Raw genomic sequence first — 25,788 nt, 5'->3', positions numbered from 1 at the left:
CATAGTATTTTATGCTTGTCTTATATAAAAGGTGATAGATTTGGAGTATAAAGTGCTAATACGATGAAATATAGTAATAGAATAGTAGCTGTAACGATTTTGAAGAAGAAAAGGTTGATGTTTTGGTGGAAATATCAGTGGAATATCTTGAAAGATTGAAGTAAAGCGGGCACGCATATTTTACATGTGAAAGTAAAACCATTATCCTCAGTTGTAATGATGTGATCGTTTAAGTGAATGTCTATTTTGTCGTGTTTGTATATTAGAGTTTATGGTTATTATCTTTTATTTACGTAGTGGGGCAGGAAGAAGACGAAAAGTATCGAATGAATGTACATATGTAGCATTGTTTGCTTTTGGTGTGAATAGTAATAAAAGATACGTTGAAATATTTTAAACCGTAACAAAAGAGCGATTAAATAATAGAGGGAGCAACTTACATGGAAAATATATTAAAGGTATCTTCAAAATCAAAACCAAATTCAGTAGCAGGTGCAATAGCTGGTGTACTAAGAACAAGTGGCAATGTGGAAATTCAAGCGATTGGGGCAGGTTCTATAAATCAAGCGATTAAAGCAATTGCAATTGCAAGAGGATTTGTTGCTCCAAGTGGTATTGATTTGGCCTTTGTTCCAGCATTTCAAGAGGTTACTATTAATGATCAAGAAAGAACGGCGATTAAATTAATTGTAGGTCCTAGAAGGAAAAGGTAACTGCAGTAATTCAGTATTGAAATGACATTTAACATAACAAACAAAAAGTGTCACAAATGCTTATGAAATAGGCATTTGTGACACTTTTATAGTTTTGTGAGAATAAAAACCTCTAAAACTGCTCATTCTTCTCCCAAGATTCAACGAGATAGTATGAGAAACCTTATTATAACAGGGTTTCTAAGTGGTGATTTTCCATGATGCTCACATTTTGCTCACATTAATTTTTTTCATTTGTTATCAGGTGTTTTCACTAGATTTTATTATGCTCTCGAAGTTTTCTGCTGCTTGTTGCTGCATGTTCTGTGTGATGTGACTATACTTGTCTAAAGTCATTTGAATAGAGGAATGCCCTAAGCGATCTTGTACGATTTTAGGGTGTTCTCCAGCCTGAAGCATGAGTGTAGCGTGAGTATGTCGTAAGTCGTGTATACGAATTCGAGGAACACCAGCTTTTTTATAGTGATCATTCAAAAAGCGATGAGGAGCATCTATATGTAAGGGCGAATGTATCGTATTGCCAGTGAAAATAAAGGCCTCTTCATTCAAGTGTATACCCCAGCGGAAAAATTCTTTCTTTTTATAGGAGTAGTAGGATTGTAACTTCCGTATAACAAAAGAAGAGATACTAATGCTTCTATTTGAAGACTTAGTTTTTGTAGCAGCTTTAAATAGTCCCTTTTCTGTTTTTACAAGCGATTTATTAACCAGGATACGTTTATTATCAAAGTCAATATCTTTCCACGTTAGTGCAAGCAACTCTCCACGTCTCATACCTGTATAGATCGCAAGTAAAAAGAACATATAGTACTTTTTATTTTTTTCTTTTAAATATTGGAGGAATCGATTACATTCCTCGCTAGACCATGTTTTCATCTCACCTTGCTCTTCGCGTGGTTTTTTTACTTTATTCATTATATTATCATGTAGGATTTCCCATTCTACAGCATGTTTGAATATGCATCTGAAGCAGCGATGGATATTGCTGATTGTACCATTGGACAGACCTTTTTCTTTAAGTTCAGCATAATAGCTTTGAATCATTACAGGCTTAATGCTTTTAATTTTTTTATAGCCAAAAGGGGGAAGGATATAGAGTCTAATTAAGCTCATGTCTTTTTCATAAGATGTAATTTTTAATTCAGCTTTTCGAAGTGGTTTTAGCTTTTCCCATACATCTAAAACAGTTAATTGTTTGTCATCAAAATACATTCCTTTTTCTATCTCTATAATCATAGTTGCAGCAGCATTTTGGGCTTCTTTTTTTGTTCTAAATCCACCCTTACTTTTTTGCTGGCGTTTTCCTGTGGCCGGATCTATACCGATATCTATTGTAAAAGACCACGTATTTCCACGTTTACGAAAACTTCCTTTCATATTCAATACCTCCTAAATCGTTATTTTTGAAAATTACAGTATTGTGATATTTGATTCTGTAATTTACTTGCTAATAATTGATTTTCATAATGTAAAAGCCTTTTTTCAGCAAACTGTATTGTTACATTGAATTTTTCTGAGATTATATATGCTTTTAACTGTAGGGGAGGAAGCTTTCTTAACATAAAAGTAGGTACACAAAATTGTTGTGCGAAGTTTTTAGCCTTTGCTTCTTGATAATCTAGAAACATTTGATGCATTAATAATTGATTACCAGAATGAAATAGAATGTGACAGGTCTCATGGCCAAAATCCTCCCATTGTTCTTGCTGAGAGATACGATTATCAATAACTAAGTTAGCTATTTGATTTCTTTCTATTGCATGGCTTCCAAATGGAGCAAAATACAGCCAAATGTTTAACTTTTTCGCAATCTCCATCATATCAATTTGTTCAGGAACAATTATAGATAAGGATTGGTACAAGTGCTGGATATAGTCTTCAAGTTGTGTTGTGTAGTAGGGTTGCGATTGAAACATATTTTCACTCCATTCGTATTATAGGAACGCACGTTCTTTTTATTATAATATAATAAAAAAGTAAAAGTTGGAAGGTGTGATTCGGAAGTAATAATTCAATCTCTTGTCAGAAATCAAATGTTAAGATACGGTAATAGATGAATGAAATATATGGTAAAATGAAGTGGTAGCAATTGGAATCGAAAAAAATCATAAAAGCCAAAGAGATTATGGAAATATTTTAAGATATCGAGAGAAACCTTTCGAGCTATGGAGAAAAACAGACTTCCAATAGTGAAGAAGGGGGATATGAATTACAACAAGTAATGGACGTTTTTTAACGTGAAAATAATTAGTGTATGAGAAGATTTCATGCAACTAATTCATTAGTTCTATTTACTAAGAAAGTAGGAATTAAATTTGAGTAGTATTAAAGTAGAAATGTTTCCTGCCTTGCAAGGAGATTGTTTTTTAATTAGCTTTAACGATGAAAAAAAGACGCATATTTTAATTGATGGTGGATTTGAAGAAACATACCATCAATTTCTCAAGAATAGATTGATAGAGATTGCGGAAAAAGGAGAAGAAATAGCATTACTTGTAGTTACACATATTGATGCTGATCATATTGAAGGAATAATAGAATTATTTAAGGAAAATCAAACATCTGAAGAGTCACATGTAATTAAAATTAAAGAGGTCTGGCATAATAGTTTTAGGCATTTACAATTAAAAAAACAAGAGAATGTACAAATTAATTCAGTGGAAAAAAATATCTTAAATGGAATAGTTGCTGGTGGAAAAACGATTAGAGAGGTTCAAGAAATTAAACAAAGTAAAGATATTAGTGCTAAACAAGGTTCTACATTAGCGGCATTACTATATCACGGAGAATATAATTGGAATAATTGTTTCAATCAAAGAGCAATTAATTGTGATACCTATAATCAGATCAATTTAACTTCAAATATAAGATTAAGAATCTTGTCTCCAAATTCAGATAAGTTAAAAAAACTAGGGAAATACTGGATGAAAGAATTGAAAAAGAAAAAATATGATTTTACCATAACAGATGATCGATTATTTGATGACGCTTTTGAATTTTTTATGTTAAATCAACAAGAATTATTCGATATAATTCCAAATAAAGATGTATCTGATTCAAAAGTTGAACTAGATTTTGAGGAGTTACTAAAGAAAAAAATGGTTAATGATTATGCAGCGCCAAATGGTTCTTCTATATCGTTCATTATAGAATATAAAGATAAAAAGTTACTGTTTCTTGGGGATTCACACTCAAGTTTAATATATGACGAGTTAAAAAAGCTTGTTAATGACTTGAATTATGATACTAAATTTGATGTTATTAAAGTTTCTCATCATGGTAGTCATAAAAATAATCATTTGAAATTACTAGAACTGATTGATGCACCTCAGTATTTAATATCGACTAATGGTGAAGATTATAACCATCCAGATTTAGAAACTATTGCAAGAATTGTTTGTAGAAAGAGGAATAAAGAATGTAAATTAGTTTTTAATTACAATACTAAAAATACAAGTTTAATAGATAATCATAAATTAAAAGAAAAATATAAGTATGAAGTACAAATTCCATCAGGTATAAATTCTACAATAGTTGAAATTTAGAGGGGTACAATATTATGGTATTTAGTTATGATAATGACTTAGAAAAAATTACTTGTCGTTTAATGTGTGGAGACCAAGATGAAGTTGATCGTGCTACTGCTTTTTTAATTGCTCCTAATAAAGTTATTACAGCTAGGCATGCAATTAAAGATTATTTTGATGAAAATAAGGAAATTACATTAGAATTTTTAAATGTTACTCAACAAAGTAGGATTATACGTGCAAATCCCATTGGAGATATAGCATGTGCAATAAGTATTCTAGAGTTAGAAGAAGTAGTAGAGTGTAATGGTTATCCAAAATTTTATAATTATGAAGTGAGAAAAGATGACTTTTATGAAACATATGGGTATCCAACTGTAAAATGGGATGTAGGACAAAGAATAAAAAGTAACGTGTCTAGGAGGATTTCTGACACGATGACAATGCCTTTTGATTGGGATATTGATTTAAATCATGATTCACCGATTTCTGATTTTAAGGGGCTCTCAGGGTCACCGTTAATAGTTAATGGAATGTTAGTTGGGGTAATATTAACAGAAGCTACAGATGGAAGAAGAGCACTATCTCTCGGATCAATAAGTGTTCAGAGAATTAGAGAGGTTTTAAATAGTTGTGGAATAGTTGTTGAAGAGCCGCCTTTAGATTATATTTTGGATGAAATCTATGAAGTAGACGAAGTTGATTATTCAGATTCTATTTTCATTTCAATGTTAGAATCAGCACAAATATATGATCATGAAGATTGTCAACAAGATTTTTTTAATGCAGAAATAGCGAAGAGTTCTATAGAGAGTCGAAATATTGCTTCAGAAGTAAAAGATTTTAGAATGCTAGTACATGATGTTAAAGGTATATGGAAAACACAACATAGGGGATATAGCGATGAAGAAGATGGAAATTTATTGTTAGCAAATGTTTATCAACGAGTGGAAGATTTAAGTTCAACCACTTTACAGAGTAGTTGCAACTTACCTTTGATGGTAAAAAAGGGTATATTACATCAACTATCAGATGAACGCAAATTAGGATGGGTGAAGGGGTTTGAAAAAAGGTTAGAAGCATATCTAGTAGCAAAAGGGAGGATAGATAATGATTAAAGAAATAAATATCATAAATAGTGACATAGTTTTAAATTCTTTACGTATTTTAATTATGATGGCTAAGTTTGAAACAAAAAAATCTACGAAAATGAATGTAGATACTATAATGCTATATGATTTTTATATGAAATTTCCTCAAACAATGATTAACTCTATGAATATAGATAAACATAAAGAAGAAATGGACTTTAATGAATATTATTCTTACTATCATTGGCATCCAGATAGAGATGAATATTATTTGTTTTTAAAATATTTGCTAGGGAAAGAACTAATTAATAAAAGAAATACAGGAAATGAATTCTGCTATGAGATTAATTCTAGAGGGAAAAATGTAATTAGTAAACTAAGCACTAATTATGCCAAGAAACTTAATCAAAGTGCTGATTATATTAGAAAAGAATTGTCAAAAAAAAGTAATAAACAAATCGAGGAAGCTATTTTAATTTATTGTTTAAATAAAGGGTAGGGATTGATTACATATGAGTAAAAGAATAGTTCTAGAGAAACTTACACTTATAGGATTTAGAAAAGATTATGTGATTAAGTTTAAAAAAGGGTTGAATTACATATCTGGTCCAATGTCCACGGGGAAATCTTCCATAGTAGAAATGATTAATTATGCCTTTGGAAGTGAAAAACATAAAAATTATATTGAGATTAAAAATAGCTGTAGTGATGTTCAATTAGAGTTTTATATTGGAGATGAGAAGTTTAAAATTATTAGGCCATTATTTGATTTTGAACGGCCTATAAAATTATTTTGTTGGGAGAAAGATAAACAAGAATACAAAAAGGAATTTAAGCTTTTAGAAATAGATTCACCCAAAAATGAAAAATCATTATCAGCTTTTTTATTAAAGCAATTGAGTCTGACAAATATTATTGTAGCAAATCAGCCTTTTAGTTTTCGAGATTTGTTTAAATATAGTTATATAAGCCAATCACAAATTGATTCCGAGAATCTTCTGCAAGAAAAAACTTGGGGGCCAAATATTAAAAGAAAACCAACCTTTGAAATAATATTTAACATTTATGACGAATTATTAGGTGCATTAAAGCAAAATGAGAAAGACAAAATAAAAGAGATTAACTTATTAAAGACTAAAGAAAGCGGAGTTTATGAGTTTTTAAAAGAATTAAAGTTTTTAGATTTAGAAGAACCGTATGAAAAAAAAAGGATACTTAAAAATTTATTATCTTCCAAGAAAGAAGAGCTGCAAAAAATAAAAAATGAAGGTAAGTTTGATGATAGTTTTACAATGGAATTGGAGAAGGATATTATAGGATGTAAAGAAAAAATAAGTAAACTAGAAATAAATACCAACGAAAAAACATTATATATTAATAAATTAATTTTACTAAGAAATCAATATACTAGTGAAATTGATAAAATTGAGTTCATTATAGAGGGTGGTATAGCTTTAAGAGGTTATACTTTTCAAGCGTGCCCTTCTTGTCTTAATGAATTGGTAGAAAAAGAAGGCTGTAGTTTATGTGGCAGTGAATTGGATAGTTTATCAGATCAGGAAATAAAGGTTTTTAAAAGTGAACTAAGAAGGTTAAAAATAAAATTTAAAAATATAGTTCACTTCATAGAAAAGCAAAATATTCAATTGGAAAACCTTATTACAGAAAAGGAAAATACAGAGTTAGAATTAAATCGTATGCAAAGAAGGATTGACGATCTTAGAAACCAATATATTAGTCCTTTTGTTGAACAAATTGAATATATTAATTTTCAAATAGGAGATATTAATAATGAGATTGAACAATTAGAAAAGAATCTAATTGTTTATGGGCATTTGGCTAATTTAAGGAAAAAAATATTTGATGAGGGAATTAATTTAGAAAAGATAGGAGATGAAATTGCAAAAAAAGAAGAAGCTTTAGTGACAAAAGAAGATATTATTAAAAGTTTGAACACAAAATTCAATGGAATTTTAGAAGGGTTTTGCTTTCCAAAACTTAGTAATGCTTATATAAAAGAATCGAATTATCTTCCGTATGTTAGAGGTGTAAAATATGATCAAATCGGAAGTCTTGGGGCTGTAACGATGATTACAATAGCTTATTTTCTTGCAATTGTATTACAAGAAACAAATAATAAAAATCATACAGGATTATTAATTATTGATTCACCGAGAAAAAATTTAGGAGCCGATGCTAAAAATGATGATGAATTTAAAGATGAATCAATATTTAATTCAATAATAAAATATTTTATCCAAGTTGGTAAGGATAATGAAGAAGAAATTCAATTAATAGTTATTAATAATGGTTACCCAAAATTTTTAAATAAAAAAGATTTGATAATAGAATTTGATGGTGTGGGTACAGGAAAGCTACCATACGGTTTAATAGATGATATAAAAGGATAAATTGAATTAACGTCAAACGTACCTAATGCTTTTTTTATAAAATATATATAAATGCACCAAATAATAGTGTTTTTCCCGAACCGGCATAGCCAGTTACTAAGTTTAAACCTGTTGATTTAAAAGCCAAAGTACATTCGTTAAAGGACCGAAATTTTTAAAATCTATTTTTTTATAAACATTTTGTTATGCTCTCTTTATTTGGTAAAAGTAATATAAAACCAAACAAATACACGCCGAAGCGTGTTCTTGTTTGGTTTTATTTATTTTCCTTTTGCATTATAAACTCCCAAAAACGTTGTAGCTCCTCACGTTTTTCAGGGGAGGCCTCTTTAATATCTTTGAACCAGAGACCCAGTTCAGGGTCATTTATCATGTTATCTATATCAAATGACTTAGTTTGCTTACAATCAGATACTCTGCCTAATAAAAAATCAGTAGAAACAGAAAAAAGATTAGCTATCTTTAAGATAGTCTCCATAGGTGGTTGTTTTGTGTCATTTTCATATGCAGTATATGTAGTACGAGCGACACCTAGTTGATTAGCTACATATGTTTGGGTCCATTCAACGTTTTCTTTCTTTTTTTCTTCTCGTAAACACTTCAGTTTTTTACCAAATGTATTCAAAGTAGTCACCACCATAATATTTAAATCTTCCTTTTTATTATAAACGAATTTTTGTGTTACTAATAGTAACTAAATTAATTGTTCCTTTTAGTAACTTTTTTGTTGATTTGTTCCTTTGGGTAACTTATAATCTTGTTAAGATGTTCTTTAAAGTAACAAGGAGGTTATAATCTTGAGAGAATGGTTAAAAGAATTTAGATATGTAAAAGGTTACACACAAGAGGATATTGCAAATAAATGCAAAATATCTAGAAGTTATTACACTCACATTGAAAATGGAAGAAAAACACCTTCAGTAGAAATAGCTAAAAAAATAGGTGGGAGTTTAAATTTCAATTGGACAATTTTTTTTGGGAATTTATGTTCCTTAGAGGAACATAAAATTAAGTAACGAGGTGATATGCATGATAAACTTTGACATCGAATCATTCCGACAAATTATCCGGGAAGAAGTACAAAACGCAACTGAACATCTTCAACCAATGAAAGAATTACCACCATTTTTAACTATTACAGAATTAATGGACCTGTTACATATTAAACGCACCAAAGCATCTGAGCTATTAAACCGTTCTGATTTTCCAGTATGTCGTGAAGCGGGAGTTCTTATTCCTACACACCTTCTTTTTAAGTGGATGGAGAATCACACTGAATGGGTAGAAAACAATACGGAGTATTACAATCCATTCAAAGAATCCGTCTAATAACAAATTACCATAGTAAGTTGTCACAAATAAATAATGCTTTAGGTACGAATGGGGGAAGTAAACGATGTCCATAGGAAAAGAAGTTGCTATGGCACGCAAACGAAAGGGAATCACCCAAGAACAACTCTCCTTAGAAATCCCCGTGAGTCGTGAGTCACTAGCAAAATATGAAACTGAACAACGACGCTTACCAGAAGATTTGCGAAAATGCATTACTGAAGGAATTAATGATCCGCAGTTGTTTTTTAAGATGTGGAGTGAAGCAACAGGGGATGTAAGTATTCCTTTCTTCAATGGAGATCAAATAGATCTTCATCCTACAAGCATGAGGTACATGGTCAATCAAGAAATAAATGAAGCTTTGAAACAACTCGATACGGTATGTTGGTTTAAGCCTTCACAAACTTGGTCCGAAGGTGAGAAAGAAGACTTGAAAAAGGTAATGCATGAAATCTTGGATGCTACAGGTTCGATGATGAGCCTCGTAGCGGTCCTCTGTGATCAATATGGTATTTCAATGAAAGAAGTCTTTAAGTACTGGAAAGTATCATTACGAGCTAGGAAGTATATAAAAGCTTAATTTAATTATTTTATTGGGGAGGTTTAAGTTATGACGATTGATTATGCAAGTCCAACTTTAAATCAATATAAAACGCTAATTCGTAAGGAAGCAAATTTATATGGTGATATTCGAATTGCATCAGTTTGTGGAGACTATAGGAAAGCAAAAAACTTAAAGCAAGAGAAGAAGTTGATGGAGATAAGAATTCGAATTATAGAAGCAGCGTTCGTTTTGAAAAACAAAAATAAAAAAGAAAAGACTACCGCATAGCCCGCGATAGCCAATCATGACAATAGATAAATTATATCATATAACAATTTAATGCGACAAGCTGCTGTGCTTGTCGTTATGACCAGGAGGATTTGTTATCTCTAATCTTTCATATACAATACTTTCTGGTCATAACGATGCGTACAGTATCAAATTATTAAAAATGGGGAGCAAATTATGAAAGTAGAATGTAATCGTCTGTTCGACTTAGTTCTACCAGGGGATTTTGCTTTTGCAAATGAATTACATAACTGCATGGTGACATGTATTCATAACATGTTCAATGCTGGTTCATTAGATGAAGCAAATCATTGGGAGAAGGAATTAAATAGATGCGCAAAAGAATTCAAGAGCCTTCGTAATGAAAAAGAGGATCACGATGTATCAAAGAGTTATGGTGTAGTTGTTAAAAGCCTTCAAGGGCAGGGGATCAATGCATCAGTAGTTAGTCGAAGAAAATAAAAAATCTATCACTTGGCAGAGTGATAGATTTTAGACTCTTATAGAGAGTCTTTCTAAAAATAGAATTGGATTAAGTATATCAAAGCAAATCAAGTAAAACAATGGAGGATGAATAATATGGCAGTTTATAGACCTGTTCAAGTTTCATATTGGCAAGATGCTTTCGTTTTAGATCTTACACCGGAGGAAAAATACTTCTACTTATACTTAATGACTAATAGCAAAACTTCTCAGAGTGGTATCTATGAGCTTCCATTACGAGTGATAGAAATGGATACAGGGTATAACCGTGAGACGGTTGAGAAGCTGCTAGAGCGGTTTGCTGATTACGGGAAAATTCATTACAACAAAAAGACGAAAGAAATTATGTTGATTAATTGGCTTAAATTCAATGCTATTACAAATATGAATATTGAAAAGTGTGTGTTAAAAGAAATCCAGAATATTAAGTGTGAAGATTTTTTAATTGATTTTTATGAGACATGTTTAGATTTAGAACAGCAGCAAGATTTTAAAATTCCCCGTATTAAGGAATACTTCCAAGCGCGTTTTGAGTGGCTTATAAGGGGCTTCGAAGACCCTATGAAGGAAAAAGAAGAAACAAAAACAGAAACAAAAGAAAAAGAAAAAGAAGAAACAAAAACAAAAGAAGAAGCAGCAAGCTGCTCAAGAGATAAAAAAATTGCAGAAGAAAATCCAATAACATTTTATGAGCAAAACTTTGGAGTTCTTAAACCATTTGTGGCTGAAGGGATTAATGCGTGGATTGAAGATTTGAATGCACAGCTTGTTATCAAAGCAATGAAAATAGCTTTAGAAAAGAATGCACCTAATATGTCTTATGTACAAGGTATTTTAAGAGATTGGCATGCTAAGGGGTATAAGAGTATTACTGATGTTGAAGCTGCACAAGCTCAATTCCGTAAGAAATACCAGTCTCGTGGTGGGAGAAGTAATGCTCGAAAAGAAATTGTTCCTGATTGGTTACATACTCAAGATACGGAAACACATCCTCAGTCAGTAGAGCATAGTGAAATCGAATTAGAAGCTGAACGGAAACGTTTAGAACAAGTGTTATCTAAATATAAAAAAGAGGCTTAGGAGGATTGTAATGCCAAAGCAGTTAACAATATTTGATGTTGAGCCTGTAGTAGTATTCGATACTGAGAAAGCACACATTCATCGATTAAATTCTAAAGTTCGTTTTACGGATGTAGTTGTTCAAGTACCAAAGCAACTAAGAGCTACTGATGAATTAAAACCAACAACAGCGCCAAATGATCAGTATGAATTATTTGAGGAATATACAATTGGAATTTGGAGATTTAAGCGAGTGGAAGATAAGCAGTTCGATTGGGAAGAAGCGGAGGAGCTTTGCAAGTCTGCGAGAGATAATAAAGAACCGATTTCAATACGACTTTATTTATCATTAGAACAATCATTTATTCCCGATAATGTTGTGGAATATCTATAACAAAATAAAAAAGTCGAGATTGCTCCCGACTTGCTTCGACAAAATAATCATAACATACGGGAGTGGTCTTAATGGGAATTATTAAAGAAAATCTTGTAGAAATGAAAGCTGAAATAGATTTGAAAATAAACGGAATATATGTTGTTAAAAATGGTCAGGTCCAACTAATAGAACCACCCCAAGGTGGATTTGGTGAACAATCATTTGTATATCAAAGTGGAAAAGTAATTCGTATGGAAGAACGAAAAACACAGTTATTATAATCGAATTTGAATTTTATAAAAATAAATATTGAGGATAACCCTTATAAATAAGGGCTCCACTCTCAAAAGGATGAGAGTGGAGCCTGTGGATGAAATTACTGAGTTCTTGGGATGGTGAACACCAGCACATAAATAATATCATGAGTATTCAGAAAAAACATTGAGTAAATGTTTACGATTATTCAAATAATAGTAAACTAGTTTGAAACGAACAAAAGCGTTATTTTAATCGAAAAAGAGAATACGAACATGAAATAAGACCGTCCCCTTTATAGGAACGGCTGTACAAATATCATGTGCTGGAGGTTGCTCCAAATGGCATAAGACGTTTTCTCTAAACATTATAGACAAGAATATTTACGATTATACGCAAAAACGGCAGGCAACCGATTAAGTTACCTGCCATGTCCTGAAAATATACGGAGGAGAGAGCTCCGATTTGAAAGAGTGAAGCCGGTGGGAAGTCGGCTTGCAGGTAGTATGTGTAATATAAAAAGGATTATTCGTAAAGGAGAATGGGAGATGGACAAACAAAAACGCATTGAAATCGTGAATTCACTTATTAAGTATCTTGCAGATTATGAGAGGGAGTTCTTTCGTTACAAGGATAGAACAGCACATTTTAAGCATGATGGTAGAAATCTATGGTTCATTGATCATGGCACGAATGTTCCGATGCGTATGACAAGAAGTTCTTACATGAACAAGAAACAGGAACATAATTTCTCTGGTGGCGGAACAATGTGGGGATTAATCAGAGATTTCACGGACTTTATATTTGGTAATGACAATTCGAACGGTAGAAATGGTTATGGAGGATTGTACTGTACTCATTGGGGTTGGTCAGAAGAAGGAATGGAAAAGATGCGTGAATATGCACGGGAAATCGGATATTTAAAAGCTTCATAAAATAGTTAATTTAATAAAAAAAGCAGTTCACTTTTTGAACTGCTTCCTAATAGAGTTCTGGTTATGTAATTTAGATGAAGATGCTACTTACTAGGAATAGAGCTCCTAGCAAAATTAGAGAATCAACTAAAATCAAGAACTGGTTTTTCTGTGGCTTTTTCAATTCCTTTATTAAGCTAAAAACTGCACTCAATCCGAAACAAATGTATAACAAAATCATTATTGTTTCTGACATAATTAACACTCCTAATATATTGATAATTTAATTATATAACGAAAAACATTTGTATGTAAGTTTTTAACAAAATTCTTATTTTAAAGCTAAAGAGTGCCTTGTAGTGCGCTCCTTATGCCTACTAATTATAAATGTTTATATTTGATCTTAGATTTCTTGCTTGGAAATAAAATACTCTTAAACAAAGTTTAGATAGACAATACAGCCCATAATTACAATATAAAACAATGCACAAAAGAAGATTAAAATGTATTTTAATGTCTTGTTCATATTAGTACCGTTCTAAAAGAGGATTATTTGGATTTTAATATGGTATGTAAAAAAGGTGCATTTATACAAGGGAAGGGTAGCTAGCAAAAGTAAATAAAATCTTTATTTAAATAAAAAGAGCGCTAATCGTGAGCGCTCCTTATACCTCATTATAACGACAGTGACGAACTCACATTATATAGAAAGGCACTATTATTGTATGTCAGAGTATGAGATTAGTGAATAGATATAGATAAAATCTTTATTCAAAAATTAAAGAGTGGTTTTTAAGTGGCTCTATGACTAAGAGTTATTTTAAATTTTTTATGGTTTTGAAGTATTTAAGAAATAATTTTGTTTAAGACTAAGATATTTTCTCATTAGTAATACCGATTTGCTTCAGTAGACATGGCAATCGCTTTTGTTTCATGAACTGTACCATAGGGATGTTCTGGAGGTGCATATATAGAGTAAATTTTAAGTGGTTTATTCCCCATATTAATTACATTATGCCATTTTCCAGCAGGTATCATAATTGCATAGTCATCATAGACCATTTCTTGAAAATCTAATTTATCTTTGTTATCACCCATTTGAACGAGTCCTTGACCCTCTTCAATACGTATGAATTGATCGGTTGTAGGGTGTACTTCTAAACCTATGTCATCACCAACATTAATACTCATTAAAGTTACTTGTAAGTTTTTTCCTGTCCAGATAGCGGTTCGGTAAGTATTGTTTTGTTTGGTGGCTTGATTAATATTCAATACAAATGGTCTAGCTCCATAATCTGTTAATCTAACATTTTCACAACAAGGATTCCGGTTGTGGTCCCAAGCATTATTGTTGTAACTGTAATAATAAGGATTCCAACCGTAAATCCAATTATTGTTATTCCAGATGCTATCCATTGAGCTTTGACATTGATAATAATGTGGATTATATTGCATATCCAAGCTCCTCTCATGATTTTATCATTTACTGTTTATCCTATGCTGTTGTCTATTTATAGGAATGCAGAATAAGAGGAAATGGGCAGTAATAAAAAATATAATCAAACGTTTTTATTTTTTCAGGAAAAATAAAAGAACCCGTCTTTTATAAACGGATTCTTCCCACAAGGTCTGCAAGAAATTCAAGGTAACTGGACCAGAGCAACCTGTGGAATTCCTTGTGATAATATTGTATGCCAAAGAATCAGTAAGGTTAATGAAATCTAAACAAAATCTTATTTTAAAGCTAAAGAATGCCTTGTAGAGCGTTACTTATGCCTAATTATAAATGGTTATGTTCGATCTTAGATTTCTTGCTTGGAGGAATAAAATGCTCTGAAACAAAGTTTAGATAAATAATACAGCTAATTATGGCAATATAAAACACTACACAAAAGAAGGTTAAAATGTATTTTAATGTCTTGTTCATATTAGTACCGTCCTAAAAGAGGATTATTTGGATTTTAATATGGTATGTAAAAAGGTGCATTTATACAAGGGACGGATAGCTAGTACAAGTAAAACAAAATCCTTATTTAACAACAAATAAAAAGAGTGCATTTTTATATGCGCCCTTAGTAAGGTAGGTGAATGTTTCATGAGATATAGAAAATCTAAAAAATCGTAATCAGATTTTCACGAGTAAATTTTTAATATTGTATGCCTTACATGGAATTATGGAGCCTGTCATTAAATAATAAAGAGCGCCTTGAGAGAAAGGCGCTCTGACTAAAACTAATGTTGAAAAAGAATACCCATAATATTGTATGTATGTTTTTGATTTAGGTGCGAGATTAAATAAAATCTTTATTTAAATATAAAGAGCGCTTTAAAAAGCGCTCTCTGACCAAGATTTTTAATAGAAAATAGGTGTCAGCTCACAAGGCCTAATTTGTAAGCATGAATACATGTGCAGCCCATATTAATATATGTATTTTCTTATGAAGTGTGAAAAAACATATATAACAAAATCGTTATTTTAATTAAAAGAGCAGCTAGCAAAAGCTAACTGCTTGTTAAAAAAAGAATCCACTCTAGGTTATTAACTGCTAGAGTTTCAAGAAATAAATGATTAAATTAATTTAATTTTTCAATTACAATCGAAGCATTTATATTYGTTTGTGTTCCACCTGCCAAAGTCTGCAAAGTAACYGCAGCAGCRGAAGTATGATTATTAAGGGTAATAATATCGCCTGCAGCTAAAGTGAGGATTGTTTGGCCGTTGTTTGGTTGAGTCCCTGCGCCTGATCCATAAACTGCGCTGGTAACCGGAGCACCATTTAAAAAAAGTGTGAATTGATTAGGCTCAACTCCTGATACAGAAAAAGAAATTTTATAATCTCCTGCATTAAGAACCATTAATTGAGAAGTTCCCAGCGTATGAGTAAAACCAGATGTCATTCTACCATGTGAATTAAAAAGAATAGGTGCTTCTAAGGCAACAACTTGAGCTGCTGTATTGAAAACATAAGCATAATGAGATAACCCAGATAATGTAAGTCCGGTAGGTCCGGTAGCTCCAGCGGTTCCTGGTAATCCAGTAGGCCCAGGAATGCCTTGGATGCCTTGGATACCTTGAAGCCCAGTTGGGCCAGTCGGGCCGATAGGTCCAATAAGTCCTGGATTACCTTGAATACCTTGGATACCCTGAATTCCAGTCGCCCCAGTTATTCCAGTGGGTCCAATAGGACCAATAGGCCCCGGATTACCTTGAATCCCCTGAATCCCTTGACTTCCTTGAGGTCCAGTGGGGCCAGGAATGCCTTGGATCCCTTGGATCCCTTGAAGTCCGGTTGGTCCTGGTGACCCAGTTGGTCCAGTGGGTCCAGTCACTCCGGTTGGTCCTGGTGGTCCCCCAGAAGGTCCAGTCGGGCCCGTTGGTCCTGGCGGTCCCCCGGAAGGGCCGGTAGGTCCAACAGCTCCAGAAGGTCCAGTTGGACCTACAGAACCAGGAATGCCAGGAATCCCTTGAGGGCCGGTCGGACCAGGAATTCCTTGAATCCCTTGAATGCCAGGAATCCCTTGAATGCCAGGAATCCCTTGAATTCCAGTGACCCCTGTTATTCCAGTGGGTCCAATAGGACCTTGAATGCCAGGAATGCCTTGGATACCTTGGATACCTTGAATTCCAGAAGGTCCAGTTGGACCAATAGATCCAGAAATCCCAGGAATCCCTTGAGGTCCAGAAATACCTTGAGGCCCAGTAGGTCCCAGGCTACCTTGAATTCCAGTAGGTCCGGTAGCACCAGTAGGCCCGGTAGGTCTCGGAGGTCCACCAGAAGGTCCGGTTGCTCCGGTTATCCCGGTAGGTCCTGTCGCTCCAGTTATTCCAGTAGGCCCTATTTGAGGTAAAGGAAAGGAACATGGAAAGGGTATGTGACAATTCTTTTTAAATTTACTCATGTTTACACCTCCCTTATAAATTAACTAACAATTTATATTTATACTTTAACAACTTATGAGTAAACAGACACACTGGTGTAAGGACCCCCCCACAATAATTACATAAAAGGTTTTAAGAGCAAGCCTTTATTTCACATTCCATACCAAAAAGAGCACTATATTATATATAAGTGCTCTTCGGATCAAAGCTCTTAGTGTAAAAGAGTACGTAATACCAAATGTAATTTTTTCATGGGCGTGAAGTATTTGAAAAAAAGCTATTTTAGTAGGGAACAAGTTTAAAAGGCCCTGGTTGACACAGGACCTTTTAAAAGGGAACAACACTTGACATGTTAATAATTTTGACTGAAAGTTACTTTCATATTAACATTATTGGGATTTTAATTCCAATAATGGTTGTTGAGAAATAAAAAATTATTTGGCACAACAAAGCAGCTAGCTGAAGTAGCTAACTGCTCCATTGTACGCTTTTAGAAGTAGCATAGGATACAACTATAGTATAAACGGATATCGAAATATTATGCAGGAAAGAAAACTAAACAAAAATTTCATTTTGTATAAAAACACCAAAGTAAAACGAGCACTTGTTCCAGAGTGCTCGCATAAAAACATTCCATGTATTGGGGTTATGTTTGTAAGTCATGAACCAGTGAATGGATGAAAAGTAAGGTTCAAGATAGTTTATTCATTTTAAAGCAAATAGGAACTTGTACGGCAAAAAGAGCAGCTAGTAAAAGCTAACTGCTCCATTACGAAAAAAGAGCACCTTCGAACAGTGCTCTTCCTCAGAGTGTATAGTGCATGATACTTCATGAAGGTTTTTAAGAAATAAAATGAATGAGCTCACAACTGAAAAGATGCGGCTACAAAATAACATATGAAAATGCCGTATTAGGAGTGACAATGAAATTTAAATAAAAAAGAGCAGCTAGCAAAAGTTAACTGCTCGGTACTCCAAGGGAGAAAGTGATTATTTACTATGTAAATTACATCAATTTCTTTGTTAACAAATATGTAAACCCTATGAAAATCAAAAAATTGAACGAAATCAAAAAGATATTTTTTTGAGGCTTTTTAAACTCTTTTATCAAAGTAGCGGATGCACCAACTACTACAATGATATAAATAATGATTCTTAATGTATCAGGCATATTTAGCACTCCTATTAATTAATAAATTGTATTATACAGGAATTCGTTTGTGTATTAAGAAGTAACAATAAGATTTAAGGAAGATTTAAACAAAATAATCCTTTTGTAGTGAAGGTGAAATTCAAAAAGGGCCTGATGTGAGAGAACAGGCCCTTTACAAAAATTGCATATGAGGAAAATCAATGTCAACAGTATAGTACCAACAAATGAGACTTAATTCCAGATGTTAAGTATTGAGAAATAAAAAATATTTAACGTAACAAAGTGGTTAACTTTATGAGCTAACCACTTGTTACACAAAAGAAAATTAGGCCCTACAAGTAATAGTTGTGTAACTTAAAGTTACAGTTATAGTGTAAGCAAGATTGGAAATGTTATATGAAAGTAATTCGGTTAAAAAGTTTCATTTGGTCATAAATAAAAGAGCAGCTAACAAAAGCTAGCCGCTCTAAACAGGGATGTGTCTCTAGATGTAGTTTTAATATAAACAGAATGTTGAGTTTTATTCATGGGGAGAGAGAAATGGGCTTGAAAACAGAATATAGTCCGGCTAGAAAACTAGAGGACACCAATTTTTAGAGCAGCGATAAAGCTGTTTTAAGATTTGGTGTCCTCTTTATTTTTGAAAGGGGATGTGGGGAATGAAGGTATTAAAAGATCAATTACGTGAATGGAAAAAGCAATCGAACCAATCGAAAAAGAAAAATAAGAAAAAAGGAAAAGAGAAATTTAGTACTCGTGAAATTGAAGATTTAATGGGGATACATAGACCTTGCTATGAACGTAGACGTGGAGCGTTAAGACAAAAGTAATAAAAAATAAAAAGGAGTGGTCTTACATGACTAAACATTTATCTTTCTTACCAAAAATCGATAGAACGGCAACACAAGAGGAATTAGAAGGCTTGTTGGAAAGTGTACGTATATATAGACAATTCGGGATGATGCGTAAAGAAATGAAGGTCACTCCTTCTTATGAAATGCGTGAGCACGGTCCTACACATGCAGTTGGTAAACCGTTAGAAGATGTTGCAATAGCAAACATTCAACAAAGCAAACGAGAAGAGTGGCTTGAAAGAATATCATTACGTATAGATCAATTTTTAAATCGATTAGGGAACGGACGTGCAGGAAGCATTCAAAGAGATATTATTTATAAACGCTATTTAGAAGAAGAGGACGTATGTGATTACATGGTTTATAACGAAATAGGGATGTCAGAGCGTACTTATCGACGTTGGAAGTCCAAAGCGTTTTATAAACTTGCTTTTGCACTTGGATTAGAAGTTTACGAGACAGAAGAAACGGTAGGTAATAAATAATGAATTTTGTTCAACCGATACGTGATCCAGAGCAAATACAACAGCTAAAAGAGTACTTTAAGGAAAAAAGCTTACGTAATTACATTCTCTTCATTATGGGTATTAATACAGGTCTTAGAATCTCAGATATTTTGAAACTAAAAGTAGGGGGTGTCAAAGGCAGTCATATATCTATGAGGGAAAAGAAAACAGGGAAACAAAAACGAATACAAATTACTGCAGCACTGAAAAGAGAACTTAAATGGTTTATTGAAGAAAGAGAAGACAATGAGTATTTATTACAAAGTAGACAAGGGAAGAATCGTCCAATTGGTCGTAGCATGGCATATAAGATATTAAGTATAGCCGCAGCAGAGTTCGGATTAGATGAAATAGGAACACATACGCTAAGAAAGACGTACGGGTATCATATGTACATGCAAACGAAAAATATAGCATTACTCATGGAGATATTCAATCACTCGTCAGAGAAGGTCACATTACGTTATATAGGTGTAAATCAAGATGCAATGGATAAAGCAATGATTAGGTTTAAAATCTAATCATTGCTTTTTTCTTTTTAAATCTAGGGGTATTGCCAGCATTTTTGATAACCCCCACGTAAAGAGCATACAAAAATTTATACAGTTTTCGACTAATCCAGTAACAAACGAGAACCCGAAAACCCGCACCAGGATTAGGTTCCCTTGTCAGAGTAAGGGGCCACTTTTTCCTTGCTACCGATAATAGGACGTTATATTAACTAGTTTTGTATAGAATATTCATGTGTTCCTTAGAAAACTAAAGGGCCAGTTTATCATTCACAACTGTACTTGAACTTAGGTTCTGTCTGAATATAAAAAGCATTTCTTACTTGTGCACTCCAATTTGCAAAAGCTGATCTCCATTCAGGAGTGTTAAAGAATTGGTCTACAGTTTGAGTTTCAGAATGCCAAACTATAAATAGGTTAAGTGGGGCAATTCCTCCTGCCCAAATTCCATTATTTACGTCAGTATCTTCTTCTCTTACTAATAATAAGGGTAGACCAAATTGAAAAGCCATTGAAGGTTCTACTTGTGAATAAACTGATCCTACCCAGAATGGAGTTGATGGTGGAAGAGGTCCTACATTGACGTCAACTGTTTGAATTTTAAAACGACGAAGGTTTACTGCCAACATTCCATAGCTTGATGAAACTAGACGACGAATATCAGTTAAAATGGATTCGGGATAACTTTCACTTAAAGGCAATGTACGTGGAAAAAGCAAAGCATACTCAATTTCTAAAATTAGACGGTTTAGAAATCTTTGTTGGTTGTCATTTAAATGCGTTGTCGTACTTAAAAATATGGGAATACGATAAGCGCGGTCAATACACTCTTGATGTGCCGATTCTATTTTCACTTTATTTTTACTTAAAGATTTATGCTCATTATTACTCATTTTCTCACCTCCTTTTTTAATACTATATAGAAAAGGAATTAGTTAGTTTGGACATAATTGCCTTTATGGGAACCTAAAGGGTTTTTCTTACTTAAAAAAACAAGTTATAAAAATTAATACAGGTACTCAAAGAAGGAAAAACTGATAAAATTTAACTTTCAATAACGAGAAATATGTAAACAAGCTGTCCGTATGGGCAGCTTATTTTATTTTTCCGTATAGTGTAGGTTGTTTTGCAAAATGCTGGTGGTATCCCTATACAGTTACTCATAATTTTCGTACTGTGTAACTCAAAAGAGAAAGTTAAATGAAATCAATGATACCAAGGGATTCAGCGAAGGGGTCAGTTACACACAATATAAGATAAGGGTAAGTGGTAGTATCAAGGAATTGAATGGTGTATATACATAAATATAAAATGTAAGGGGGAGGTAATTGTAATTCATGTTAAATGAAGAACTATTAGAAGTAATAATTAGATACAAAAGGAATACTGGAAGAAATCCTGATGTGTTAAAGCTAAATCCAACTTATTTTAGAAATATTCTAGAAGAATTGAATTATCCACAGTGGATTATAAAAAAGAAAATGACAGAAATGAAAAAAAGTATTTTCGGTGTATCAGTGGAATTAACAGATGCAGTGGAAAAATTTGAACTATGAAAAAGTTGGCAGAGTCGTGACCGCTTTTTGGCAGGAAATGTGCCGGTTATTTTGGAATTAACGTGTTATATTTGTATTGTGGGAAGTGGCGGGAAACACAACTCATTATGTTGTTTTTAAAATTCTAAACGGTTCGTAATGATGGCACATAAAATCCGAAACCAGCAGATGGTAACGATTGAATGATACCGTTATTAAGGAGAGCTTTTGCTCTTCTTCCAGTTACTTAATAGTGTATTAATAGATTGATACTTAATATTAGGTGATTGGAAGAAGGATAAAACTTCATTTACCGTAATTGAAGTACAAATTAATAATTTATATCAAAGCGTCCATTCGTGCGCTTTTTATTATTTGTGTGGGAGGTAGAATTTATATGACGGAAACACATTTAAGTGATGAAATTGCAGGGAAACATTATAGAAGAAGCTAACAAGCTGCATAAGTAACTCGGATTCAATGTAGATTTAGAGTTGCTTATACTAGTGCAGAAAAGATTATTGATCGTCTTGAAGAGAATAGAGTTATTGGTCCGTATGAAGGAAGTAAACCAAGAATAGTATTAATTAAAGAGTAGCATCCAAAACGGGTGCTTTTTTCTTTGTTATATAGAAATTACACATTAAACGTATTTAAATACTGTTTTAGGTATAACATGAATTGACCATCAATGGTACAGATAACGGATATTTTTCTATTTAGATTAGATGTTAAATGTACCGTGAAACTCTTGGAAATACAATGCTGGAAAAATATAATGATATTGGTATATTACAGGAGAAGGCGCAATTGTAGGAGTAAAGGGGATATGCCCAGGTTGCATACCATATTGACCATATGAAGGATGGTGAATTAAATGTTGCCAAGTCGAAGCTGGAGCTACAACAATCCTCATCGGGAAAGGATTCATAATATAATCACTCCTAAAGTAGTATTCATGTAATAGGGTATGCGCTTACTGAATATAGATGTGCATAATCTAGGTCTATAGACATAATAATCAACGGACAGAAAATAGGGTTACTAATCTTATGATGTGTCCATTATGGGTGTTTTATTTTACTATGTAGATAGAACAAACATGTGTATAGCAATTATCGTAGGCGCTGCCGTGATCTGGGTGGTGCCTTGTTTGTTGTTAAGGAAAGATAAGGAGTAACAAAACAAACTCAACTCAACCCATTTAATGGTAATTGATTGAAAATATAGTCTAATGTAACACATCATATATTTTGTTACATTAGATTTCAGAAGAGAAATGCTGTTATATCAACGTTTTTGTCTATTTATAAAAATAACTACCATATTTTATGTAACATATTGTATAATAAAGATACATCTAATGTAACATAACGTATGGAGGGGTAAGGAATGAAGTTTGTGCAACCAATTCGAGATAAGAAAAAATTAGAAGAAGTGAAAGAGGTTTTACGTCGCCAATCTTATCGTGATTTGTTTTTATTTGAAATGGGAATCAATACAGGTCTAAGAATTAGTGACTTATTAAAGTTACATGTAAATGATGTGAAAGAAAGAACTCACATTGTAATTAAAGAACAGAAGACCGGGAAAGAGAAACGTTTCATTATCAATACAGCGTTAAGAGAAAAAATAAATGAGTATGTAAGTGGAATGAATGAAACAGATTGCTTATTTGCTTCTAAAAAGACAGGAAAACCAATCACGAGAATTCAAGCTTATCGAATTATGAACGCTGCTGCTGAAAAAGTAGGGCTTGATGAAATTGGAACGCATACTCTTAGAAAAACTTTTGGCTATCATTATTATCAGAAGACAAAAGATGTAGTAATGCTACAAACAATCTTTAATCATTCTGCTCCATCGATTACATTACGTTATATAGGAATCCAACAAGATGAGATAGATAAATCATTAGAAGATTTCAGTTTATAAATTAGAAACCACAAAAGTAGCGATTACGCTGCTTTTTTATTTTGTAAAGCAATTAACGTGAGGTGGTGTAAATGGAAGATGAAACTATAAACGTTCCTACATGCTCTGTTTGTAATGAACCCTGCATGTGGACATTAAAAATGCCATTAACTATTACTCATTTTGATAAAACATATATCCGTGAAGCAAATACGGATAATGCTCATATATGCATTGAGTGTTTAGAGAAGGAAGTGCAAACAATTGGATAAGGGGGCAGGTGTTATGTAATTATGGCCAGACAACGAAGTCCAGACCGTAACAAAGCGTATGAAATATTTAAAGATCATAATGGTGATATTACGAATCGTAAAATCGCCGAATTGTTGTCTACATCCGAAAAAACTGTAAGTGAAAAAACGGTTGGCGGATGGAAATCCAAAGATGAATGGATAGACAAATTAAATGGAGTACTCCATAAAAATGAACGGAGTACTCCAAAGAAAGATACGGAGTACTCCAAAAAGAAACCAGGAGCACCCAAAGGGAATAAGAATGCTGTAAACAATCGTGGTGGAGCCAAAAAGGGCAATAAAAATGCTACCGGTAATCCCGGAGGTTCTGCTCCGCTACGTAATGGTAATGCTGCTACACATGGTTTGTATAGAAAGTATTTACCACAAGAATTATATGCTTTAAAAGAAGAGCTAGAGGAAGCCATTAACAATGATCCATTATCAATTCTATGGGAAAGTATAATGCTGCAGCACGCTCAAATCATTCATGCTCAACGTATTATGTTCGTTAATAATAAAGAGGACATGACGAAGGAACTACGAAAGAAAAAACTTAGTGAAAGTGGATTTGAAGAAGAGTGGGAAATTCAATTTGCTTGGGATAAACAAGCGAGCTTCTTAAACGCTCAATCTAAGGCACTTTCTACTTTGTCTGCTCTTATTAAGGATTTTGATAGATTAGCTAATATAGACGATGAGCGAAGGGCAAAACTTGAATTTATACAGGTTCAAATCGACAAAATTAAATCTAATACTAATAATGATGATAACAATATTGAGCCAGTTGTCATTGTAGATAATATTAGTGGTGATTTAAATGTCTAAAAAGCAAATCGCTGAAATACTTCCACCAGCTTTTCATCAAGTTTGGTTAGCTCGTAAATGTGAATCGATATTAAAAATTGTTTGTAAAGGCGGGCGTGGTTCGGGTAAATCTACGGATATATCCATTTGTATTGTTATGGATCTTATTCAGTTTCCTATTACAGTGCTTTGCATACGTAAAGTAAAGGATACAATACGGGAATCCTGCTATGAGCAAATAAAAGAAGCGATAGAAATCTTAGGTGTAGAGCATTTATTTCGTTTTAAAGAAAGTCCGATGGAAATCATTTATAAACCGCGTGGAAACAAAATGATATTCCGTGGTGCTGATGACCCTGCAAAAATCAAATCTATTAAAATAGCGAAGTATCCAGTTGCTATTGCATGGTTTGAAGAGTTGGCCGAATTTAAATTAGAAGAAGATGTTTCTACAATAGAGAAGTCTATTTTGCGTAAAGAATTACCGAATGGACTGCGATATAAAATGTATTACTCGTATAACCCACCGAAGAGAAAACAGTCCTGGGTTAATAAGAAGTTTGAAACGCAATTCAAGCCAAAGAATACATTTGTACATCATAGTACATATCATGATAATCCTCATATTTCTAAGCAGTTCGTGGAAGAAGCAGAAGAAACAAAAAGACTTAAACCACAGCAATATGAACACGAATATGAAGGGAAACCGACAGGCAGCGGCGTTGTTCCATTTAGTAATCTCAAATTCAAACGTATTACAGATAAAGAAATTAAAACATTTGATAATATACGTCAAGGGATTGACTGGGGTTATGGGAATGACCCGCTGTCTTTTGGTCGTATGCATTATGATAAAACGCGCAGAAAGCTTTATATATTCGGCGAAATACATGGCGTTAAAATCAGTAATCGCTTATTAGCTGAAAAGATTAAACAACTTGGTTGGGATGACGTCGAGATAATCGCGGATTCATCGGAACCAAAGTCAATTGATGAAATGAAAAATGATCATGACATTAAGAGAATCAAAGGTGCTGTTAAAGGGCCTGGTTCTGTTGAATACGGAGAAAAATGGTTGGATGATTTAGAAGAAATTATAATTGACCCCGAACGTTGTCCAAAAACTGCAGGCGAATTCGAAAATATTGATTATGAGATTGATAAAGACGGTAATCCGAAAAACAGATTGCAAGATAAGGATAACCATAGTATCGATATGACTCGTTATGCATGTGAGGATGATATGAGTAAACGTAAAGTAGTTATGGGTGGAAAGGTTAAAAGAGTGTAGTCGGACATTAATTGTTCGGCTATTTCTTTTGCTCTCTATTAATAGAAGAAAGG

General features: G+C 33.0%; 29 protein-coding genes and 2 pseudogenes. 23 read left to right on the top strand and 8 right to left on the bottom strand.

Features of this window, described 5'->3' with window-relative positions; genetic code table 11:
* Nucleotides 1–440 precede the first annotated feature (440 nt).
* The gene (spoVS, locus tag AC1DMU_RS13110) at nt 441–713 is read left to right on the top strand and encodes a stage V sporulation protein SpoVS (protein ID WP_000427790.1); all 273 of its coding nucleotides are present in this window, start codon (nt 441–443) and stop codon (nt 711–713) included.
* A 240-nt stretch (nt 714–953) separates the two neighbouring features.
* Here the strand turns inward: spoVS and AC1DMU_RS13105 are convergent, their stop codons facing one another.
* A complete protein-coding gene (locus AC1DMU_RS13105; RefSeq protein WP_476941516.1) occupies nt 954–2,090 on the bottom strand; it encodes a site-specific integrase in 1,137 nt (378 codons plus the stop codon).
* Nucleotides 2,091–2,110: 20 nt separating this feature from the next.
* Nucleotides 2,111–2,629 (bottom strand): ImmA/IrrE family metallo-endopeptidase, encoded by a 519-nt coding sequence (locus AC1DMU_RS13100; RefSeq protein ID WP_048563610.1) that lies wholly within the window; start codon nt 2,627–2,629, stop codon nt 2,111–2,113.
* Nucleotides 2,630–3,028: 399 nt separating this feature from the next.
* Between AC1DMU_RS13100 and avs1a the strand changes: the two genes are divergently transcribed.
* From avs1a to AC1DMU_RS13080, 4 genes are read left to right on the top strand one after another with little or no spacing between them, the layout of a single operon-like run.
* Nucleotides 3,029–4,258 carry an AVAST type 1 anti-phage system MBL fold metallo-hydrolase Avs1a gene (gene avs1a / locus AC1DMU_RS13095; RefSeq protein WP_431144255.1) on the top strand — a complete coding sequence of 410 codons (1,230 nt, stop codon included), beginning with the start codon at nt 3,029–3,031 and terminating at the stop codon, nt 4,256–4,258.
* Nucleotides 4,259–4,272: 14 nt separating this feature from the next.
* Complete coding sequence (locus tag AC1DMU_RS13090) at nt 4,273–5,358, top strand: hypothetical protein (protein ID WP_431144254.1); 1,086 nt, start codon at nt 4,273–4,275, stop codon at nt 5,356–5,358.
* The gene (locus AC1DMU_RS13085) at nt 5,351–5,830 is read left to right on the top strand and encodes an ABC-three component system middle component 2 (protein ID WP_016081862.1); all 480 of its coding nucleotides are present in this window, start codon (nt 5,351–5,353) and stop codon (nt 5,828–5,830) included. Before AC1DMU_RS13090 ends, AC1DMU_RS13085 begins: the two co-directional genes overlap by 8 nt.
* A gap of 13 nt (nt 5,831–5,843) precedes the next feature.
* Nucleotides 5,844–7,742 (top strand): AAA family ATPase, encoded by a 1,899-nt coding sequence (locus AC1DMU_RS13080; RefSeq protein ID WP_476941515.1) that lies wholly within the window; start codon nt 5,844–5,846, stop codon nt 7,740–7,742.
* Between the two features lie 34 nt (nt 7,743–7,776).
* On the opposite strand, the pseudogene AC1DMU_RS13075 reads toward AC1DMU_RS13080, so the two are convergent.
* Both AC1DMU_RS13075 and AC1DMU_RS13070 read right to left on the bottom strand, forming a co-directional pair.
* A pseudogene (locus tag AC1DMU_RS13075) lies at nt 7,777–7,881 on the bottom strand (hypothetical protein); the annotation flags it as partial.
* A 117-nt stretch (nt 7,882–7,998) separates the two neighbouring features.
* Complete coding sequence (locus AC1DMU_RS13070) at nt 7,999–8,367, bottom strand: helix-turn-helix domain-containing protein (RefSeq protein ID WP_016081860.1); 369 nt, start codon at nt 8,365–8,367, stop codon at nt 7,999–8,001.
* Nucleotides 8,368–8,539: 172 nt separating this feature from the next.
* Between AC1DMU_RS13070 and AC1DMU_RS13065 the strand changes: the two genes are divergently transcribed.
* From AC1DMU_RS13065 to AC1DMU_RS13025, 9 genes are all read left to right on the top strand, one after another.
* Nucleotides 8,540–8,758, top strand: coding sequence for a helix-turn-helix transcriptional regulator (locus tag AC1DMU_RS13065; RefSeq protein WP_016081859.1), 219 nt, complete (start codon nt 8,540–8,542; stop codon nt 8,756–8,758).
* 13 nt (nt 8,759–8,771) lie between these two features.
* Nucleotides 8,772–9,071: a DNA-binding protein gene (locus AC1DMU_RS13060; RefSeq protein WP_431144252.1), complete on the top strand. Its 300-nt coding sequence runs from the start codon at nt 8,772–8,774 to the stop codon at nt 9,069–9,071.
* Nucleotides 9,072–9,138: 67 nt separating this feature from the next.
* Complete coding sequence (locus AC1DMU_RS13055) at nt 9,139–9,654, top strand: helix-turn-helix domain-containing protein (RefSeq protein WP_431144251.1); 516 nt, start codon at nt 9,139–9,141, stop codon at nt 9,652–9,654.
* A 30-nt stretch (nt 9,655–9,684) separates the two neighbouring features.
* Nucleotides 9,685–9,906 carry an RNA polymerase subunit sigma gene (locus AC1DMU_RS13050; protein WP_086392335.1) on the top strand — a complete coding sequence of 74 codons (222 nt, stop codon included), beginning with the start codon at nt 9,685–9,687 and terminating at the stop codon, nt 9,904–9,906.
* Nucleotides 9,907–10,083: 177 nt separating this feature from the next.
* Nucleotides 10,084–10,368: a hypothetical protein gene (locus tag AC1DMU_RS13045; RefSeq protein WP_431144250.1), complete on the top strand. Its 285-nt coding sequence runs from the start codon at nt 10,084–10,086 to the stop codon at nt 10,366–10,368.
* Between the two features lie 117 nt (nt 10,369–10,485).
* Nucleotides 10,486–11,469, top strand: coding sequence for a DnaD domain-containing protein (locus AC1DMU_RS13040; protein ID WP_088063185.1), 984 nt, complete (start codon nt 10,486–10,488; stop codon nt 11,467–11,469).
* Nucleotides 11,470–11,479: 10 nt separating this feature from the next.
* The gene (locus AC1DMU_RS13035; protein WP_088063186.1) at nt 11,480–11,842 is read left to right on the top strand and encodes a cell division protein SepF; all 363 of its coding nucleotides are present in this window, start codon (nt 11,480–11,482) and stop codon (nt 11,840–11,842) included.
* A 71-nt stretch (nt 11,843–11,913) separates the two neighbouring features.
* On the top strand, nt 11,914–12,105 hold the full coding sequence (locus AC1DMU_RS13030) for a DUF3954 domain-containing protein (RefSeq protein WP_000511363.1): 192 nt from the start codon (nt 11,914–11,916) through the stop codon (nt 12,103–12,105).
* 522 nt (nt 12,106–12,627) lie between these two features.
* Nucleotides 12,628–13,014 carry a hypothetical protein gene (locus tag AC1DMU_RS13025; RefSeq protein WP_000360785.1) on the top strand — a complete coding sequence of 129 codons (387 nt, stop codon included), beginning with the start codon at nt 12,628–12,630 and terminating at the stop codon, nt 13,012–13,014.
* 864 nt (nt 13,015–13,878) lie between these two features.
* Here AC1DMU_RS13025 and AC1DMU_RS13020 read toward each other — a convergent pair.
* Nucleotides 13,879–14,448: a cupin domain-containing protein gene (locus tag AC1DMU_RS13020; protein ID WP_431144249.1), complete on the bottom strand. Its 570-nt coding sequence runs from the start codon at nt 14,446–14,448 to the stop codon at nt 13,879–13,881.
* 1,119 nt (nt 14,449–15,567) lie between these two features.
* Nucleotides 15,568–16,893 carry a BclA C-terminal domain-containing protein gene (locus tag AC1DMU_RS13015; protein ID WP_088063188.1) on the bottom strand — a complete coding sequence of 442 codons (1,326 nt, stop codon included), beginning with the start codon at nt 16,891–16,893 and terminating at the stop codon, nt 15,568–15,570.
* A gap of 1,792 nt (nt 16,894–18,685) precedes the next feature.
* On the opposite strand from AC1DMU_RS13015, the gene AC1DMU_RS13010 reads away from it, so the two are divergent.
* From AC1DMU_RS13010 to AC1DMU_RS13000, 3 genes are read left to right on the top strand one after another with little or no spacing between them, the layout of a single operon-like run.
* The gene (locus AC1DMU_RS13010; protein ID WP_088063189.1) at nt 18,686–18,856 is read left to right on the top strand and encodes a hypothetical protein; all 171 of its coding nucleotides are present in this window, start codon (nt 18,686–18,688) and stop codon (nt 18,854–18,856) included.
* Nucleotides 18,857–18,882: 26 nt separating this feature from the next.
* Nucleotides 18,883–19,365, top strand: a complete 483-nt coding sequence (locus AC1DMU_RS13005) for an ArpU family phage packaging/lysis transcriptional regulator (RefSeq protein ID WP_088063190.1) — start codon at nt 18,883–18,885, stop codon at nt 19,363–19,365.
* Nucleotides 19,365–19,907: a site-specific integrase gene (locus tag AC1DMU_RS13000; protein ID WP_476941514.1), complete on the top strand. Its 543-nt coding sequence runs from the start codon at nt 19,365–19,367 to the stop codon at nt 19,905–19,907. Before AC1DMU_RS13005 ends, AC1DMU_RS13000 begins: the two co-directional genes overlap by 1 nt.
* A 254-nt stretch (nt 19,908–20,161) precedes the next feature.
* Here AC1DMU_RS13000 and AC1DMU_RS12995 read toward each other — a convergent pair whose 3' ends face one another.
* Nucleotides 20,162–20,788, bottom strand: coding sequence for a hypothetical protein (locus AC1DMU_RS12995; protein ID WP_000069270.1), 627 nt, complete (start codon nt 20,786–20,788; stop codon nt 20,162–20,164).
* Nucleotides 20,789–21,232: 444 nt separating this feature from the next.
* On the opposite strand from AC1DMU_RS12995, the gene AC1DMU_RS12990 reads away from it, so the two are divergent.
* Nucleotides 21,233–21,451 (top strand): hypothetical protein, encoded by a 219-nt coding sequence (locus AC1DMU_RS12990; protein ID WP_000930974.1) that lies wholly within the window; start codon nt 21,233–21,235, stop codon nt 21,449–21,451.
* Between the two features lie 445 nt (nt 21,452–21,896).
* Nucleotides 21,897–22,028, top strand: a pseudogene (locus AC1DMU_RS12985) (DNA translocase FtsK); the annotation flags it as partial.
* 126 nt (nt 22,029–22,154) lie between these two features.
* Here the strand turns inward: AC1DMU_RS12985 and AC1DMU_RS12980 are convergent.
* Nucleotides 22,155–22,361 carry a hypothetical protein gene (locus AC1DMU_RS12980; protein WP_061139386.1) on the bottom strand — a complete coding sequence of 69 codons (207 nt, stop codon included), beginning with the start codon at nt 22,359–22,361 and terminating at the stop codon, nt 22,155–22,157.
* Between the two features lie 461 nt (nt 22,362–22,822).
* Here AC1DMU_RS12980 and AC1DMU_RS12975 point away from each other — a divergent pair, with 461 nt between their 5' ends.
* The 4 genes from AC1DMU_RS12975 (at nt 22,823) to AC1DMU_RS12960 (ending at nt 25,735) form a co-directional block, all read left to right on the top strand.
* Complete coding sequence (locus tag AC1DMU_RS12975; RefSeq protein WP_078186931.1) at nt 22,823–23,365, top strand: site-specific integrase; 543 nt, start codon at nt 22,823–22,825, stop codon at nt 23,363–23,365.
* Between the two features lie 71 nt (nt 23,366–23,436).
* The gene (locus AC1DMU_RS12970) at nt 23,437–23,616 is read left to right on the top strand and encodes a hypothetical protein (protein ID WP_088063191.1); all 180 of its coding nucleotides are present in this window, start codon (nt 23,437–23,439) and stop codon (nt 23,614–23,616) included.
* A gap of 21 nt (nt 23,617–23,637) precedes the next feature.
* Complete coding sequence (terS, locus tag AC1DMU_RS12965; RefSeq protein ID WP_088063192.1) at nt 23,638–24,465, top strand: phage terminase small subunit; 828 nt, start codon at nt 23,638–23,640, stop codon at nt 24,463–24,465.
* A complete protein-coding gene (locus tag AC1DMU_RS12960) occupies nt 24,458–25,735 on the top strand; it encodes a PBSX family phage terminase large subunit (RefSeq protein WP_088063193.1) in 1,278 nt (425 codons plus the stop codon). Before terS ends, AC1DMU_RS12960 begins: the two co-directional genes overlap by 8 nt.
* Nucleotides 25,736–25,788: the final 53 nt, after the last annotated feature.

It is taken from the genome of Bacillus sp. 01N45, from assembly GCF_056399205.1.
Note: the sequence above shows the minus strand (reverse complement) of the source record. Positions and strands in the feature narration are given on the sequence as shown.

Bases quoted from the DNA above. Each gene is read 5' to 3' on its own strand.
- spoVS (WP_000427790.1), top strand. From the start codon at position 441: ATGGAAAATATATTAAAGGTATCTTCAAAATCAAAACCAAATTCAGTA.
- AC1DMU_RS13105 (WP_476941516.1), bottom strand. From the start codon at position 2,090: ATGAAAGGAAGTTTTCGTAAACGTGGAAATACGTGGTCTTTTACAATA.
- AC1DMU_RS13100 (WP_048563610.1), bottom strand. From the start codon at position 2,629: ATGTTTCAATCGCAACCCTACTACACAACACAACTTGAAGACTATATC.
- AC1DMU_RS13090 (WP_431144254.1), top strand. From the start codon at position 4,273: ATGGTATTTAGTTATGATAATGACTTAGAAAAAATTACTTGTCGTTTA.
- AC1DMU_RS13085 (WP_016081862.1), top strand. From the start codon at position 5,351: ATGATTAAAGAAATAAATATCATAAATAGTGACATAGTTTTAAATTCT.
- AC1DMU_RS13080 (WP_476941515.1), top strand. From the start codon at position 5,844: ATGAGTAAAAGAATAGTTCTAGAGAAACTTACACTTATAGGATTTAGA.
- AC1DMU_RS13060 (WP_431144252.1), top strand. From the start codon at position 8,772: ATGATAAACTTTGACATCGAATCATTCCGACAAATTATCCGGGAAGAA.
- AC1DMU_RS13055 (WP_431144251.1), top strand. From the start codon at position 9,139: ATGTCCATAGGAAAAGAAGTTGCTATGGCACGCAAACGAAAGGGAATC.
- AC1DMU_RS13050 (WP_086392335.1), top strand. From the start codon at position 9,685: ATGACGATTGATTATGCAAGTCCAACTTTAAATCAATATAAAACGCTA.
- AC1DMU_RS13045 (WP_431144250.1), top strand. From the start codon at position 10,084: ATGAAAGTAGAATGTAATCGTCTGTTCGACTTAGTTCTACCAGGGGAT.
- AC1DMU_RS13040 (WP_088063185.1), top strand. From the start codon at position 10,486: ATGGCAGTTTATAGACCTGTTCAAGTTTCATATTGGCAAGATGCTTTC.
- AC1DMU_RS13035 (WP_088063186.1), top strand. From the start codon at position 11,480: ATGCCAAAGCAGTTAACAATATTTGATGTTGAGCCTGTAGTAGTATTC.
- AC1DMU_RS13030 (WP_000511363.1), top strand. From the start codon at position 11,914: ATGGGAATTATTAAAGAAAATCTTGTAGAAATGAAAGCTGAAATAGAT.
- AC1DMU_RS13025 (WP_000360785.1), top strand. From the start codon at position 12,628: ATGGACAAACAAAAACGCATTGAAATCGTGAATTCACTTATTAAGTAT.
- AC1DMU_RS13020 (WP_431144249.1), bottom strand. From the start codon at position 14,448: ATGCAATATAATCCACATTATTATCAATGTCAAAGCTCAATGGATAGC.
- AC1DMU_RS13010 (WP_088063189.1), top strand. From the start codon at position 18,686: ATGAAGGTATTAAAAGATCAATTACGTGAATGGAAAAAGCAATCGAAC.
- AC1DMU_RS13005 (WP_088063190.1), top strand. From the start codon at position 18,883: ATGACTAAACATTTATCTTTCTTACCAAAAATCGATAGAACGGCAACA.
- AC1DMU_RS13000 (WP_476941514.1), top strand. From the start codon at position 19,365: ATGAATTTTGTTCAACCGATACGTGATCCAGAGCAAATACAACAGCTA.
- AC1DMU_RS12995 (WP_000069270.1), bottom strand. From the start codon at position 20,788: ATGAGTAATAATGAGCATAAATCTTTAAGTAAAAATAAAGTGAAAATA.
- AC1DMU_RS12990 (WP_000930974.1), top strand. From the start codon at position 21,233: ATGTTAAATGAAGAACTATTAGAAGTAATAATTAGATACAAAAGGAAT.
- AC1DMU_RS12980 (WP_061139386.1), bottom strand. From the start codon at position 22,361: ATGAATCCTTTCCCGATGAGGATTGTTGTAGCTCCAGCTTCGACTTGG.
- AC1DMU_RS12975 (WP_078186931.1), top strand. From the start codon at position 22,823: ATGAAGTTTGTGCAACCAATTCGAGATAAGAAAAAATTAGAAGAAGTG.
- AC1DMU_RS12970 (WP_088063191.1), top strand. From the start codon at position 23,437: ATGGAAGATGAAACTATAAACGTTCCTACATGCTCTGTTTGTAATGAA.
- terS (WP_088063192.1), top strand. From the start codon at position 23,638: ATGGCCAGACAACGAAGTCCAGACCGTAACAAAGCGTATGAAATATTT.
- AC1DMU_RS12960 (WP_088063193.1), top strand. From the start codon at position 24,458: ATGTCTAAAAAGCAAATCGCTGAAATACTTCCACCAGCTTTTCATCAA.